The organism is Rhodococcus coprophilus NBRC 100603, assembly GCF_001895045.1.
In the GTDB taxonomy this organism is placed as follows: Bacteria; Actinomycetota; Actinomycetes; order Mycobacteriales; family Mycobacteriaceae; genus Rhodococcus; species Rhodococcus coprophilus.
Genome location: NZ_BDAM01000002.1, coordinates 256,558 through 271,488 on the forward strand (window position 1 = coordinate 256,558; position 14,931 = coordinate 271,488).

General features: G+C 69.6%; 12 protein-coding genes. 9 read left to right on the top strand and 3 right to left on the bottom strand.

Going from position 1 to position 14,931, the window contains the following annotated elements:
- The first annotated feature begins 95 nt into the window (after nucleotides 1–95).
- From RDCOP1_RS05565 to RDCOP1_RS05585, 5 genes are read left to right on the top strand one after another with little or no spacing between them, the layout of a single operon-like run.
- Nucleotides 96–758: a GNAT family N-acetyltransferase gene (locus RDCOP1_RS05565; protein ID WP_371836803.1), complete on the top strand. Its 663-nt coding sequence runs from the start codon at nucleotides 96–98 to the stop codon at nucleotides 756–758.
- Nucleotides 755–2,350, top strand: a complete 1,596-nt coding sequence (locus RDCOP1_RS05570; protein WP_072699117.1) for a phytoene desaturase family protein — start codon at nucleotides 755–757, stop codon at nucleotides 2,348–2,350. Before RDCOP1_RS05565 ends, RDCOP1_RS05570 begins: the two co-directional genes overlap by 4 nt.
- Nucleotides 2,351–2,385: 35 nt before the next feature.
- On the top strand, nucleotides 2,386–3,198 hold the full coding sequence (locus RDCOP1_RS05575; RefSeq protein WP_111731645.1) for a carotenoid biosynthesis protein: 813 nt from the start codon (nucleotides 2,386–2,388) through the stop codon (nucleotides 3,196–3,198).
- Nucleotides 3,195–3,917, top strand: a complete 723-nt coding sequence (locus tag RDCOP1_RS05580; RefSeq protein WP_072699119.1) for an LppM family (lipo)protein — start codon at nucleotides 3,195–3,197, stop codon at nucleotides 3,915–3,917. The genes RDCOP1_RS05575 and RDCOP1_RS05580 overlap by 4 nt, the downstream gene beginning before the upstream one ends.
- 5 nt (nucleotides 3,918–3,922) lie before the next feature.
- On the top strand, nucleotides 3,923–5,116 hold the full coding sequence (locus tag RDCOP1_RS05585; RefSeq protein ID WP_072699120.1) for a glycosyltransferase family 2 protein: 1,194 nt from the start codon (nucleotides 3,923–3,925) through the stop codon (nucleotides 5,114–5,116).
- A 42-nt stretch (nucleotides 5,117–5,158) separates the two neighbouring features.
- Here RDCOP1_RS05585 and metF read toward each other — a convergent pair whose 3' ends face one another.
- The gene (metF, locus tag RDCOP1_RS05590) at nucleotides 5,159–6,145 is read right to left on the bottom strand and encodes a methylenetetrahydrofolate reductase [NAD(P)H] (protein ID WP_371836804.1); all 987 of its coding nucleotides are present in this window, start codon (nucleotides 6,143–6,145) and stop codon (nucleotides 5,159–5,161) included.
- 151 nt (nucleotides 6,146–6,296) lie between these two features.
- Between metF and RDCOP1_RS05595 the strand changes: the two genes are divergently transcribed.
- From RDCOP1_RS05595 to RDCOP1_RS05605, 3 genes are all read left to right on the top strand, one after another.
- Entirely contained in the window at nucleotides 6,297–7,370 is a 1,074-nt protein-coding gene (locus RDCOP1_RS05595; RefSeq protein ID WP_084722433.1) for a polyprenyl synthetase family protein, read from the top strand.
- A complete protein-coding gene (gene crtI / locus RDCOP1_RS05600; protein ID WP_072699121.1) occupies nucleotides 7,370–8,941 on the top strand; it encodes a phytoene desaturase family protein in 1,572 nt (523 codons plus the stop codon). Before RDCOP1_RS05595 ends, crtI begins: the two co-directional genes overlap by 1 nt.
- A 110-nt stretch (nucleotides 8,942–9,051) precedes the next feature.
- Nucleotides 9,052–10,728 (top strand): alpha-(1->6)-mannopyranosyltransferase A, encoded by a 1,677-nt coding sequence (locus RDCOP1_RS05605; RefSeq protein WP_072699122.1) that lies wholly within the window; start codon nucleotides 9,052–9,054, stop codon nucleotides 10,726–10,728.
- A gap of 95 nt (nucleotides 10,729–10,823) precedes the next feature.
- Here RDCOP1_RS05605 and RDCOP1_RS05610 read toward each other — a convergent pair whose 3' ends face one another.
- Entirely contained in the window at nucleotides 10,824–11,195 is a 372-nt protein-coding gene (locus tag RDCOP1_RS05610; RefSeq protein ID WP_072699123.1) for an Rv2175c family DNA-binding protein, read from the bottom strand.
- A 187-nt stretch (nucleotides 11,196–11,382) separates the two neighbouring features.
- Here RDCOP1_RS05610 and pknB point away from each other — a divergent pair, with 187 nt between their 5' ends.
- A complete protein-coding gene (pknB, locus tag RDCOP1_RS05615; RefSeq protein ID WP_084722435.1) occupies nucleotides 11,383–13,482 on the top strand; it encodes a Stk1 family PASTA domain-containing Ser/Thr kinase in 2,100 nt (699 codons plus the stop codon).
- Nucleotides 13,483–13,530: 48 nt separating this feature from the next.
- On the opposite strand, the gene RDCOP1_RS05620 is transcribed toward pknB, so the two are convergent.
- Nucleotides 13,531–14,916 (bottom strand): class II 3-deoxy-7-phosphoheptulonate synthase, encoded by a 1,386-nt coding sequence (locus RDCOP1_RS05620; protein WP_072699124.1) that lies wholly within the window; start codon nucleotides 14,914–14,916, stop codon nucleotides 13,531–13,533.
- Between the last annotated feature and the right edge of the window lie 15 nt (nucleotides 14,917–14,931).

Here is a 14,931-nt window from a genome sequence, read left to right on the forward strand (position 1 = left end):
TCGAACATGCGTTCGATGTATTGAATGATAGCCGGACCGACCGACAACCCGTCAAGAGAAGGCAGCCTCCGATCCCAGACGAGCACCGATTCTCTGTGAACCCACCCGCCGAACCGCCCGCCGAGACGGGCACCGCACGTCACGAGCCTGCTCGTGGCGCACCCATCTTCGTGGACCTGACCCCCGCAGCGTTCCGGGCGCATCTGCCCCAGCTACTGTCGGTGTACGTCGCCGCGATGAAATACCCTCGCGGGACGGAAAGCCACCGCGCACCGATGTGGTCCGAACATGCCGGACGCACCGGATGGCAGGCAGTCACCGTCGCCCTGCCCGAAGATCCGGGCACCTTCGTCGGCATCGCCTACGGATACCGCGGCGACCCGCACCAGTGGTGGAACCAGCAGGTTCGCACCGGAATGCGGCACACCGGTAAGAGCCGGGAGTACATCGACTCCGTTCTCGGCGACTACTTCGAACTGACCGAACTGCATGTCCGACCCGACACTCAGGGTCTCGGTCTCGGCCGTTCCCTGCTGTACCGGTTGCTGCGCGATCGCACCGAACGAACCGTGTTGCTCTCGACCCCGGAGGTTCCGGGCGAGGACAATCGGGCATGGCGCCTGTACCGGCGCTTCGGGTTCGTCGACGTCGTACGACGATTCGTCTTCACCGGCGACGCGCGACCGTTCGCTGTGCTCGGCCGCACGCTCCCGCTCGAACCGCATCTCGCCCCTCCCGCTTCGACAGGACCCTCATGACGCAAGTGCTGGACACGCTCGTCGTCGGCTCAGGACACAACGCGCTGGTGTCGGCGTGTTATCTGGCCCGAGAGGGCTGGTCCGTCCACGTGCTCGAACGCGACACCGTGCCGGGCGGAGCCGTGTCCACCGTCGAACGGTTTCCCGGCTACGCGGTGGACCGCGGGTCGTCTGCCCACATCATGGTTCGGCACTCCGGAATCGTGGAGGAACTCGATCTCGCCGCCCACGGTTTGCGGTATCTGGACTGTGATCCGTGGGCATTCGCCCCGCCACCTCCGCGCTCCGACCGTCCCGGCATCGTGTTCCACCGGGACCTCGACCGGACGTGCGTCTCGATCGAACAGGCCTGCGGCAGACGGGAGGCCGACGCGTATCGCCGCTTCGTGACCGACTGGGGTCCCCGCAGTGCCGCCGTCATGAAGTCGTTCGCGAACCCTCCGACGGGCCGCCACCTGCTCTCGTCGTTCTGGGGACTCGACGCGAAGGAAGGGGGCAGCGCACTGTCGCGGCGTTTCCTCACGACGGGCGACACACTCCTCGACGAGTACTTCGACGACGAACCGCTCAAGGCTGCGCTCGCGTGGTTCGGTGCCCAGTCCGGCCCACCGATGTCCGAACCCGGAACCGCCGCGATGGTCGGCTTCGCCGCGCTCATGCACACCCTCCCCCCGGGCCGGGCGATCGGCGGCAGCGGCGCACTCACTCAGGCGCTGCTCTCGCGCCTCGAGTCGGACGGCGGGTCGGTCACCCTCGGCGACGCCGTCGCCGAGATCCGCAGAACCGGTTCGACGTGGACGGTGCACACAACCGGGGGCAGCGTCTTCACCGCTCGCACCGTGATCGCCGGATGCCATATCCTCACCACTCTCGATCTGCTGGAACGCGGCGGTTACGACCGCGACAAGCTCGAGCAGTGGCGCCGCGCGGTACGGGTGGGGCCGGGAATCGGGATGGTGCTCCGCCTGGGCACCGACGCTCTTCCGGACTACCTCGGAGCCGACGACCCCGCCGACACCACCACCGGCCTGCAACTGCTCGTCGACGACCGCGCGCAACTGCGTCTCGCGCACGGCGCCGCAATGGCGGGTGAGCTTCCGCCGCGCCCGTCGGTCCTCGGCATGAGCTTCTCCGCGATCGATCCGACGATTGCCCCCGAGGGCGAGCACCAGGTCACCCTGTGGTCGCAGTGGCACCCCTACCGGCTCAGTGGCGGACGGACCTGGGACGCGGTGGCGGAGAGCGAAACCGAACGGATTCTCGCGGAGATGGAACTGCGCGCGCCCGGCTTCACCGACAGCATCCGGCACCGATACGTGCAGACCCCCGCCTCGATCGAGAGCGAACTGGGCCTGCTCGGTGGCAACGTGATGCACGTGGAGATGTCGCTCGATCAGATGTTCCTGTGGCGGCCGCTCCCCGAACTGTCCGACTACCGGGTCCCCGACGCTCCCGGGATGTATCTCACCGGCGCGTCGACCCATCCGGGAGGCGGAGTGTCGGGCGCGAGCGGCCGCAGCGCCGCCCGGGCCGCACTCGCGGATGCACGAGGCGGAGTTCTGCGGCGAACGTGGAAACGGTTCTCGGGGTGAGCACCGTCCGTTCCGAACGGACATCGCCGCGGTCGCTGACGGCCGTGCCGATCGTGATCGCGGCGGCGGCGGTCGTCGCGCAGATCGCGTATCCCCTCACCGGCGGAGCCGCGCGGGACGGGGTCACGGTCGCAGTGGTGGTCCTGCTCGCCGCAGCCGCCCTCACACACGCTGCGATACACCGCGGCGTCTGCTGGGCGACGATGCTCCTCGTCGTCTCCGCGGGCGGCGGTTTCGCCTCCGAGGTGATCGGGACAGCGACCGGCTACCCGTACGGCTGCTACGCCTACGCCGTCGACCGGCTCGGCCCGGCACTGGCCGACGTGCCGTTGGTCGTTCCGCTGGCCTGGACCGCCGGCCTCTACCCGGTGTGGTGTGTCGCCACGCGAATCACCCGCGCGGCCCCGGGTCGCGTCGCCGCGGTCACCGTCGGGATGCTCGGCTGGGATCTGTATCTCGACCCGCAGATGGTCGCCGACGGCCAGTGGACGTGGTGCAACGGCGGGGGGTTGCCCGGCATCGCGCACATCCCGCTCACCAACTATGCGGGCTGGGTGGTCGTCGCCGCGGCGATGGCCGTCGCTCTCCTCGCGTTCGAGGCCCGGTCGCCGCGACCCGCTCCCCGGCACGACGCCGTTCCTATCGCCCTGTTCCTGTGGACGTGGCTGGGTTCGGCGCTGGCCCACAGTGTCTTTCTCGACGCGCCCGAGCTGCGATTTTCTTCGATCTACGGTCTGGTGGTCATGGGTGTGCTGGGTGTTCCGCTGCTGCGATCCCTCGTGCCGTCGTCGCCGGACGAGACCGACCGGCGACTCGCCGCAGCGACCCGGATGGCCCGCCGACCGTGACCGCGCCTGGCACCATATTCCTCGTGCAGCAGTCCACTTCGTCCGTCCGCCGCGCCCTCACGGTCGCGGGACTCGTACTTCTCGCCCTGCCGTTCCTCACCGGCTGTCTCCGGGTCCAGGCGTCGATGGGAATCTCGTCCGACGACCGGGTGTCGGGGCAGATCGTCGCCGCGACCATCCCGGCCGACGAGAACGACCCGGGCCCGATACTCGTCGCACCGGTGTCGCTCGAAAGCAAGGTCCGAGTCCAGGAGTACGAGCAGGACGGTTACGTCGGCAGCCAGGTCTTCTTCAGCGACCTGACCTTCGGGGATGTGCAGCAGTTGGCGACGATGTCCGAGCAGGGCTCGGGGATGCTTCAGCTCAACCTTCAGCGCAACGGCGATCTGGTCACGCTCAACGGCCGCGTCGACCTCGAATCGGCGCCGACACAGGGTACGGATGTGCAGTTCACGATCGCTTTCCCCGCCCGGGTGGCGACAACCAACGGCACGCGTGAATCCGACTCCATCGTGACGTGGAAGCTGCCGGCGGGCGAGGTGAGCACCATGCGCGCCGAGGTGCGCTACTCCGACCCCAACACGCGTGGTTTCGCTGGGTGGGCGGGAATCATGGCGGGCGGGACCTTCGGTGTCGCACTCCTCATCGGCGTCCTCGCATGGTGGACCCGCGACCCGGTGCCCCAGCGAACCCTGCCTGACGACGAGGACCGGACCTGAGCCCGATGATTCCGCCGTCCGCCGGCGACAGTTTCTCCGCTGCCGGGCGTTACGGCCCGCGGGTCCTGCGCCGAACGGTTGCCGTCGGCGCGGGTGCTGCGCTGTACGGGGTGCTCGTCGCGGCCACCAACCGGTTCACTCTCCCGCGCCTGCACGACGGTGCCGACGTCACCGAACCGGTGACCGTCGTCGTTCCGGCCCGCGACGAAGCCTCCCGGATCGCGTCCGTCGTCGCCGACCTCCGCGCACAGCGCGGGGTCCCGCAATTGCGCATCACGATCCTGGACGACGACTCCTCCGACGACACCTTCGAAATCGCCCGGCAGGCTGCGGGCGACGATCCACGTGTGACGGTGGTGCGTTCCACCACGCCGCCCCCGCCCGGCTGGACCGGCAAGGCCGCAGCGTGTGAGCGCGCCTTCGCCCTGGCCGATCCGGGTGAGACCGGCGTCGTGGTGTTCATCGACGCAGACGTCCGGCTACGACCCGGCGCGATCGCCGCAGCGGTAGCACTGCTGCGCGCACGTTCTGCGGCGCTCGTGTCGCCGTGGCCGTTCCAGGTCGCGGGCTCCGCGGCGGAGCGCCTCGTGCAGCCCCTGCTGTTCTGGTCGTGGTTCTCGCTCTTGCCGGTCGCGCTCTCCCACCGCACGCGGCGGCCGTCGATGGCCGTCGCCTGTGGGCAGTTCCTCGCCTTCGACACAGCGGAATATCGCGGCATCGGGGGGCATTCGGCGGTCGCGGCAAGCGCCACCGAGGACCTCGATCTGGCGCGGTCGCTGCGCCGGGCCGGACGGGCGACGGTCGTCGCCGCGGGTGGCCCACTCGTGTCGTGCCGCATGTACGAGGGCCGCGCTGCCGTGTCGCGCGGTTACACGCGCTGGCTGTGGTCGGCGTTCGGATCCCGGACGGGCGCGGCTGCCGTCGTCACGGCTTACACGGTCGCGTACGTGATTCCCCCGGTGGCCGCGCTGACGGGACGTGGCCGCGTCCGGCGCTGGGGGGTACTGGGCACGAGCGCGGCGGTGCTCTCACGACTGATCGCGAGGTCGGCCGAACGGGGCACCAGGCTCGGCGCCGCCGACACCCTGGGCGCTGCCGCGCACCCGCTGTCCATCCTCGTCTTCGGGTGGCTGACCGCCGCTTCCGTCCGCGTCCGCAGCGCGGGCCGAGCGGTCTGGAAAGACCGTCTCCTGCCCTGATCGGTCGGGTGATCGGACAGGCCGATCGGATGCCCGGGTCGCTCAGACCGGCTGCCCGGCAGGCACGGTGGACCGGACCTCGATACCGAGGCGCGTGAGCACCTCGCTGGTCGCGCGGGCGAAGTTGAGAGTGATGAAATGCAGGCACGGTGCGCCTTCGGCGATCAGCCGTTCGCACATCTCGGTCGCAACCTCGATGCCGACCTCACGCACGGCGGCGCGGTCCTCTTCGGGTCCGTCTCCTGCCGCGCGCACCAACCGTTCCTCGAGGGACGGGGGCAGCTTCGAGCCGGACAGTTCGAGGCTCCGGCGCGCCGAACGCAGCGAGGTGATCGGCATGATCTCCGGAATGATCGGCTTGGCAGCCTGTTCCGGATCGCACGCCTCGACGCGGTCGCGCAAGCGCAGGTAGTGCTCGACATCGAAGAACATCTGCGTGATCGAGTATTCGGCGCCGGCGCGCAGTTTCCGGACGAGATACCGGGTGTCGTGATCGAGGTCCGGCGAGCGGTGGTGTCCTTCGGGGAACGACGCGACCCCGACGTGGAAATCACCGAGGTCACGAACCAGCCGCACGAGTTCGTCGGCATGCTCGAGACCGTCGGGGTGCTTCTCCCATTCGCCCAGCGGATTACCCGGCGGGTCTCCGCGCAACGCGAGGATGTTGGTGATGCCACGGTCGGCGTAGGCACCGACCATCGCGCGGATCTCGTCGATGCTGTGCCCGACGGCGGTGAGGTGGGCAACCGGGAGAAGGGTGGTCTCCTCCGCGAGGTCACCGGTGACTCGCACGGTTCGGTCCCGTGTCGATCCGCCGGCCCCGTAGGTCATGGACACGAAGGCCGGGCCGAGCCGTTCGAACGTGCGCACGGCACGCCACAGTCGCGCCTCGGCGTCCGCGTCCCGAGGCGGCGAGAACTCGACCGAGAAGGGAATCCTGCCTGTCCGTGCGGCACCGAGACGGTCCACGATGGATGGGGTGCGGGACTCTCCGCCGTCCTCGGTCGCCCTGACCAGATCGTTTTCCACCCATTCAGCATAGGGCGCGGGCTTTCCGGTCCGGTGCTCGGCGACCCCTGCCGGGGACCGATAGGGTGGTCCGAGGTGCCGGGACCGTTGCAGTCCGACGGTGCCGAGCACATCGACCAGGAGGTTTGTCCTGTCCACCGGAGCCGATCCCGTGCCCGCCCTTTCGCTTCCCGGCCTCGTCGAGGACACACTGCGCGAGTTCTTCGCCACCCGCGCCGAGCTGGTCGATTCGGTCGGCGGTGGTTACCGCGAGGCCGTCGCCACACTGCAGTCGTTCGTGCTGCGCGGCGGCAAGCGAGTCCGTCCGTCGTTCGCCTGGACGGGCTGGCTCGGCGCCGGCGGCGATCCGGCCGGTCCCGATTCGCAGGCCGTGCTGCGTGCATGCTCCGCACTCGAGCTGGTGCAGGCGGGTGCGCTCGTCCACGACGACATCATCGATGCGTCCACCACTCGCCGAGGCTTTCCCACCGTGCACGTGGAGTTCGCGGCCCGGCACCGCGGCGCCGGCTGGCACGGCGCGCCGGAGCAGTTCGGTGAGGCCGCTGCCATTCTCCTCGGCGATCTCGCCCTGGTCTGGGCCGACGACATGGTGCGCGAGTCGGGGTTGTCCGCCGAGCAGCTCGCGCGGGTGACGCCGGTGTGGTCCGCGATGAGGACCGAAGTCCTCGGCGGCCAGTACCTCGACATCGTCGGCGAGGTCGCGTCGGACGAAACGGTCGAGGCCGCGACCCGTGTGAACCGGTACAAGACCGCCGCCTACACGATCGAACGGCCGCTGCACATCGGTGCAGCGATCGCCGGTGCGGACGACGAGCTGATCGCCGCGTACCGGCGGTTCGGCACCGACATCGGCCTGGCGTTCCAGCTTCGCGACGACCTGCTGGGAGTTTTCGGCGACCCCGCCGTCACCGGCAAGCCCTCCGGGGACGACCTTCGCGCCGGCAAACGCACGGTCCTGCTCGCACTCGCGCTCGAATCCGCGGACGCCACCGACCCGGCCGCGGGACGCGCCCTGCGCGACGCGATCGGGGCCGACCTGACGGAGGACGAAGTGGAGCGGATTCGTGGCCTGCTCGTCGACCTCGGCGCGGTGGACCTGGTCGAGCAGCGCATCACCGCACTCACCGACAGCGCGTTCGAGGCGCTCGACTCGTCTGCCGCCACCGACGAGGGGAAAGAGCGGTTACGCGCGTCCGCGTACGCCGCGACTCGCCGCACAGCCTGATGCCCACACGCACGGTGCCGGGCGCGCATCGCGTCGTCGTGGTCGGCGCCGGACTGGCGGGCCTCGCTGCGGCCCTGCATCTTCGTGGTGCAGGGAAAGAGGTGACGGTGCTCGAGCGGGCCGGCACTGTCGGCGGCCGGGTCGGGACCTACACCGGGCCCGGCTACGAGATCGACAACGGCGCGACGGTGCTGACCATGCCCGAACTGATCGCCGACGCACTCGCCGCGGTGGGAACCGACTTCGCGTCGGTGGATCCGCCGCTGCGCTTGTCCCGCCTCTCCCCCACCTATCACGCCCGGTTCGACGACCGAAGCACCCTCGACGTCCACTCGGACCCGGACGCGATGGCCGCGGAGATCACGCGGCTGTGCGGCCCGGACGAAGCCCAGCGCTATCTCCGCCTCCGCCACTGGCTCGCCGACATCTTCGACGCCGAGTTCGACCGGTTCATGGACGCGAATTTCGATTCGCCGCTCGATCTGGTCTCTTCGCCCGCCGCCGTCCGCGACCTGCTGCGCCTGCTCCGGATCGGCGGCTTCGGGCGGCTCGGGGCGCAGGTCGGCCGACGGGTCACGGACCCGCGATTGCGCCGGGTGTTCACCTTCCAGGCGCTCTACGCGGGAGTCGCTCCCGCGCGGGCGCTCGCGGTGTACGGCGCGATCGCTCATATGGACACGACACTCGGCGTGTACGCCGTCGAAGGCGGCATGCGCCGGATCGCCCGGTCCATGTCCGAGGCATTCGTCGGCGCGGGCGGGCGACTGCACCTCGGCGCCGACGTGGATTCCCTCGACCTCGAGGCCGGGCGGGTCACAGCGGTGCGCACGGCGGACGGTCGCCGCTTCGAGTGCGACGCGGTGGTGCTCACCGCCGGTTCGCCCCTCGTCGACGATCTGCTGCCTGCGCGCCGACGCCGCCGAACTCTTGCGGCTCCGTCGGCTGTGGTGCTTCACGGCACCATCCCCACCGAGGTCTCCCGCACCTGGGACGCCGGGCACCACCACGTCATCGACTTCGGCGGTGCGTGGGAACGCACGTTCGCCGAGATCACCCGGCCGCGGGGACGCGGACGGCTGATGTCGGATCCTTCCTTACTGATCACGCGGCCCGCCGTCTCCGATCCGGGGCAACTCCTGGAGCGCGACGGCACCGAGCACGAACCGCTGTCGGTACTCGCACCGTGCCCGAACCTCGACAGCGCACCGTTGGACTGGGCCGCGCTGTCCGACCCCTACCGGCGCGACCTGCTCGCCGTTCTCGAATCCCGCGGCTACCGCGGCGTGGCCGACGGGTTCCGGGTCGACCATGTCGACACTCCCGCGACGTGGCACGCCCGGGGGATGATCGCCGGTAGTCCGTTCGCTGCGGCGCACGTGTTCCGTCAGACGGGGCCGTTCCGCCGTCGCAATCTCGACCCCCGGTTCCCGAATGTCGTGCTCGCAGGGTCGGATACCGTGCCCGGAGTCGGTGTTCCGACCGTGCTGATGTCGGGGCGCCTGGCCGCCGAACGTCTCGGCGCGGGGCGCGTGCCACGGACTAGGGAGTCGCCGGGCGCACGCCTCCACTAAACTGTCAGCGTTCGTCAGCACACTGCTCGTCAGCACACCCGTTGTGAGCACACCGTTCGTCAGACCCTGCGCTCCGCGCCGGCACCGCTTCCGGGGAGGAACCCACACCCATGTCGTCCCCTGCCGCCCCCGATGCCGACCCGCAGGACAGATCGGCGGCGGGCCCGGCAGCGTCCGCCTCTTCGGAGGGTGACGTCTCTACCGGCCGCGCGCCGAACAGTCGCGTGACGACGAACCGGGTCACGGCCTTCCTTCGCAGTCCTGCCGGCAATGCCGCCGTTCTCGGCACATGCGGCTCGATCCTCATGACCTTCGGAAGCTTCGGCGCCGGCAGCGTCCGGCGGAAGGATCCGCTGCTCGAGGAGATGTTCCTGTCCTGGCTGCGGTTCGGCCACGGCCAGTTGCTGTCGGTGATCATTCTCTGGGTCGGTGTGCTGATCATGATCGGCGCATGGGTCCGCGTCGGGCGGGCGACTCTTGCCGGCACGGTCGGCCTGCGCGACCTGTGGACCATGCTCCCGGCCTGGACGGCACCGCTGCTGGTAGCGACCCCGATGTTCAGCCGCGACGCCTACTCGTACCTCGCGCAGGGCGCGATGCTGCGCGCCGGCTTCGACCCGTACACCGACGGCCCGGTGGTCAATCCCGGAGTGTTGCTCGACAACGTCAGCAACGTGTGGACGACGACGACCACCCCGTACGGTCCGGTCCACCTGCTGCTCGGCTCCGGCATCACTGCGCTCACCGGCGACAACGTGGTCTCGGGCACCTGGCTGTGGCGGATCACGATGCTGCCCGGCCTGTTCCTGATGGCCTGGGCCGTACCCAAGCTGGCACGCCGGATGGGCGGCAACCCCGCGATCGCACTCTGGCTCGCGGTGCTCAATCCCCTCGTACTCATCCACCTCGTCGGTGGGGTCCACAACGAACTGCTCATGGTCGGACTGATGACGGCGGGCATCGTCCTCGTCCTCCAGGGACGTCATATGGGAGGCATCGCGCTGGTGTCCCTCGGGGCGGCGATCAAAGCCACCGCCGGGCTCGCGCTGCCCTTCCTGATCTGGGTGTGGATGATTCACGAACGCGACCGCGCACTCGCCGAAGGGCGGGAACCCGCCGCGCCGGTGCGATCGTTCTTCAAGGCCGTCGGGGCCGGGTTCGCGGTGTTCGTGGCGGTCTTCGGAGGCGCCTCACTGCTCGCCGGCGTGGGTATCGGCTGGCTGACGGCGCTGTCCGGCTCCTCGAAGATCATCAACTGGCTGTCGGTCCCCACGGTGATCGCACACGTGGGCACATGGATCACGCCGTGGCGACTCGGTTCGATCCTCGACATCACCCGGATGCTCTGCGCGCTCGCGCTCGTCGCGATCCTCGCGTGGGCGTGGTGGCGCTTCCGCCGCACCGAGCGCGACGCCGTTCTGGGCATCGTGGTGGCGCTGACCGCCGTGACTTTGCTGTCCCCCGCCGCGCTGCCCTGGTACTACTCGTGGCCGCTCGCGGTCGCCGCGGCCTTCGCCCTGTCGACCCGCAGCCTCATGATCCTGGTGGGCCTGTCGACATGGCTCATGCTGATCTTCAACCCGGACGGGTCGATCGGCATGTACAACCTTGCGCACGTGGCGCTCGCGGTGGTGGCAGCCGTCATCGCCGCGCGATCGCTCACGACCCGCGATCCGCTGCGGCTGGGGTCCCGGCCCAAGCCTGCCCACGACACGGCTGCCCCCGGCAAGCCTGCCCACGACACGGCTCTCCCGGACAAGCCGGCGCAAGCGGTCCGCGAGGACTGACTCCGGACCGCCGGGCGCGACGGGCGACGGCCGCGGCGCACCTGTGCAGCCGTCGGGCTCACACAGGTCGCCTCAGCGTCCGCCCGTTCCGTCCGTCAGAAGGCGAGAGCCTGAGCCCGCCGCACGACCTCACGCGCCGAGTCGGTGTGCAACGCCGCGATCGGACACCCACCCGGAAGCGTGTCGTCGTCGTGGAACAGCCACTCGAGGATCTCCTCGTCGCGGAATCCGCCGTCGTGAAGCACGGCGAGCAGCCCCCGAAGCGGCCGCAGGACTTGCCCGTCCTCGTCGAAGAACGCCTTGGGCACCACGGGCACGCGGTTGCGCTTGAGCGCGAGCAGCTGGCGGTCGCGCAGCATCTGGTGGACGCGGACGATCGGGACGTCGAGGCGTTGTGCCACGTCGACGAGCTGATATACGGAGATGGATGGGTCGAGGACGTCGTCGCAATAGGGAATCGCACTCACTCCACCACGGTATCGTCGCTCATCCACGGGCATCTACGCGGCTGCCGGTTCGACGGTCTGGCTACCATCTACAGAGGACGAGATCGGCTTGCGCGGCAGCGACGACGTACTCCGTCTCGCCGGCACCACGGCAGTGGTGTCCGGTGCCGGTTGTCGATGATCCACACCAGAGACGGGGGTACACCGGGTGACCGCTGGAGGCGACCGAATGGTCGGTGTCGTGCTCGACCGGCGCTATCGCATCGAATCGCGTATCGCACGCGGTGGGATGTCCACGGTCTACCGCGCGACGGATCTGCGCCTCGACCGTCCGGTCGCCGTGAAGATCATGGATCCGCAGTTCGCGGCCGACCCCCAGTTTCTCGCCCGCTTCGAATTCGAGGCCCGGGCGGTCGCCCGGCTCAACCACCCCGGTCTCGTCGCCGTGTACGACCAGGGCCAGGACGGTGACCACGTATTCCTGGTGATGGAACTGGTCGAAGGTGGCACCCTCCGCGAACTGCTGCGCGAACGCGGCCCGATGCCGCCTCACGCGGCCGCGGCCGTCGCCGCGCCCGTCCTCGGGGCGCTGGCCGTCGCCCACCGTGCCGGCCTCGTCCACCGCGACGTGAAGCCGGAGAACGTTCTCATCTCCGAAGCCGGCGAGGTGAAGATCGCCGACTTCGGACTGGTACGTGCGGTCGCCGCAGCGACCACGACCTCGCGCAGCGTCATTCTCGGCACAGCGGCGTACCTGTCGCCGGAGCAGGTCACCACCGGTAGCGCGGACGCCCGAAGCGACGTCTATTCCGCAGGGGTGCTCGTGTTCGAGATGCTCACCGGACACACCCCGTTCACAGGCGACACCTCTCTGTCGGTGGCGTACCAGCGGGTCGAAAAGGACGTCCCCGACCCGGGATCGTGGATCGAGGGGGTACCCGAGGAGTTCGACGAACTGGTTCGCCGAGCCACCGAACGCGAACCCGGCGCGCGGTTCGACGACGCCGAGGCGATGGCACGCGCGCTCGGCGAGGCGTGCGACGCACTCGATCTTCCCCGGTATCGCGTACCGGCCCCACGCAAGTCGGCCGATACGCCGAACGCGGCACCCGTTGCCGCTCCGGCCGTTGCGGCCGCGTCGCACAAAGAACCCGCGACCACGGTCATCACCACAGCCACGGCGTCGGCAGGGTCGTCGGCGTCGCCGTCGACGCATGCTCCCACCGCCGTCCACCCGGTCGTGCCCGGTCGGCGCGCTGCCGACACCGACTCTCCCGACCACGGATCTCCCGACCACGCCGACCCGGCGATACCCCCGGGTGGACACCACCCCACCCGCACGATGCACACCAAGGTCGTCACGCAGCCGCACCCGCGCAACGACCCGGAGCCGCCGGCGCCTCGTACCGACCACGTGAGCGACCAGCGCCGGCACCGGCACTCGGTGATCGGGTGGATCGTGGCGATCCTCGTGATCGCGTTGTTCATGGGTATCGCAGGATGGTGGCTCGGCGCCGGGCGGCTCACCGATGTACCGACGGTGAACGGACTCGACCGGGCTGCGGCCGTCTCCGCCATCGAGGCAGCCGGCCTGACGAGCGAGGTCCGCGGGGAGTATTCCGACGACATCCCACCCGAGACGGTGCTCGGTACCGATCCCCCGGCCGGCTCCCGGGTCCCGGACGGGGGCTCGGTGGCACTGCTGGTCTCGTTGGGCCCGCCCACGGTGCCGAATATTCCGGGGTCGGGTGAGCGATCGGTCGTCGAGGACGAACTGCGCCGGCGCACGTTCGAGCCGGTCGACGGCGGCAGCGCGTTCAGCACGACAGTGCCCGAGGGTGGCGTGGCAGCCCTCGACCCGGCGCCCGGCGCGGTTCTGCCGGTCGGTTCGGAGGTCCGAGTCGTGGTGAGCAAGGGCTCACCACCGGTCGAGCTGCCCGATCTCACCGGACGCACCGTCGACGATGCGCGACGGATCCTCGACGACGCCGGACTGACGGTCAGTGAGGTGGACGAGGTGTTCGATCCGGAGGTCGACGCCGGGCTCGTTTCGGGTACCGATCCGGAGGCCGGCACCGAGGTCCGTGCCGGTGGCACGGTGACGTTGCTGGTGTCCGACGCGGTCAAGGTGCCGTCGATGCTCGGACGGTCGGTCGGCTCTGCCCGCGCCGAACTCGAAGATCTGGGATTCGTGGTGTCGGTGCGGCAGGTCGCCGACTCCGACAGGTCCGTGGTGATCGCTCAGAGCCCGGGTGCGAACGGTCGCGCAGAAGAGGGCAGCACGGTCACGTTGACCGCGCTGCCCTGATCGGTGAATCCGGGACTCTCATCGGCGACGGGCTGTCACCGCTGGCTGTTATCCGCGCAGCATCTCGGCGACGAGGAACGCCAGTTCGATCGACTGCTGGGTGTTTAGGCGGGGATCGCATGCCGTCTCGTACCGGCCGTGGAGGTCGAGGTCGGAGATGTCCTGCGCTCCGCCGAGGCACTCGGTGACGTTCTCACCGGTGAGCTCGATGTGGATGCCACCCGGGTGTGTGCCGAGTGCGCGGTGCACCTCGAAGAAGCCCTGCACCTCGTCGACGATGCGGTCGAAGTGGCGGGTCTTGTAGCCGGTGGACGCCTCATGGGTGTTGCCGTGCATCGGATCGCACTGCCAGATCACCTTGTGACCGGTGGCTTCGACGGCCGCGACGATGCCCGGAAGGACCTCCCGAACCTTCGAATGACCCATCCGCGAGATGAGCGTCAGGCGCCCCGGCGTGTTGGTCGGGTCGAGGCGCTCGACGTACTCGACGGCCATCTCCGGGGTGGTCGAGGGGCCGATCTTCAGACCGATCGGGTTCGACAGCAGTTCGGCGAACGCGATGTGCGCGCCGTCGAGTTGGCGCGTGCGGTCGCCGATCCACAGGAAGTGCGCAGACAGGTCGTACAGACGCGGTTCGTCGCCGGACTTGTCCAGACGCAGCATCGCGCGTTCGTAATCGAGGACGAGGGCCTCGTGGCTGGCGTAGATCGTCGCGGCACGCAGGTTGGGGTCCACCACACCGCACGCATCCATGAACCGCAGGCCCCGGTCGATCTCGGAGGCGAGGGCCTCGTAGCGCGCACCCGCGGGCGACGACGCGACGAACTCGCGGTTCCAGTCGTGCACCCGATGCAGGTCGGCCTCGCCGGCGGCGGTGGCCGCACGCACGAGGTTCATCGCGGCGCTCGCGTTGGCGTAGGCCCGCACCAGCCGCGACGGGTCGTGCACTCGCACGCTCTCCTCGGCGACGAGGGAGTTGATCATGTCGCCGCGGTACGACTTCAGGCCGAGCGCGTCCGTGTCGGACGAGCGGGGCTTGGCGTACTGCCCGGCGATCCGGGCCACCTTGACGACGGGCGTCGACGCCCCGTAGGTGAGGACGACGGCCATCTGCAGCAGCGTGCGGATGTTGCCCTTGATGTGCGGTTCGGTGTTGTCGGCGAAGGTCTCGGCGCAGTCGCCTCCCTGCAGCAGGAAGGCCTCACCGCGAGCGACCGCCGCGAGCTGCCTCCGGAGCTCCTCGACCTCGCTGGGAACGGTGATGGGAGGCACGCTCTCGAGCACGGTCCGCATCGCTGCGGCCTGTTCCTCCGGCCAGCTCGGCTGTTGCAACGCCGGCTTCGAAAGTGCCACGTCGAGCTGTTCGCGCAACTCCGACGGCAGTGGAGGCAGTTCGGGCAAGCGGTCGATCGGCACGTCCACAGTCCAGTTCACAGAACCAGGATATGA

Bases quoted from the DNA above. Each gene is read 5' to 3' on its own strand.
- RDCOP1_RS05570 (WP_072699117.1), top strand. From the start codon at position 755: ATGACGCAAGTGCTGGACACGCTCGTCGTCGGCTCAGGACACAACGCG.
- RDCOP1_RS05585 (WP_072699120.1), top strand. From the start codon at position 3,923: ATGATTCCGCCGTCCGCCGGCGACAGTTTCTCCGCTGCCGGGCGTTAC.
- crtI (WP_072699121.1), top strand. From the start codon at position 7,370: ATGCCCACACGCACGGTGCCGGGCGCGCATCGCGTCGTCGTGGTCGGC.
- RDCOP1_RS05605 (WP_072699122.1), top strand. From the start codon at position 9,052: ATGTCGTCCCCTGCCGCCCCCGATGCCGACCCGCAGGACAGATCGGCG.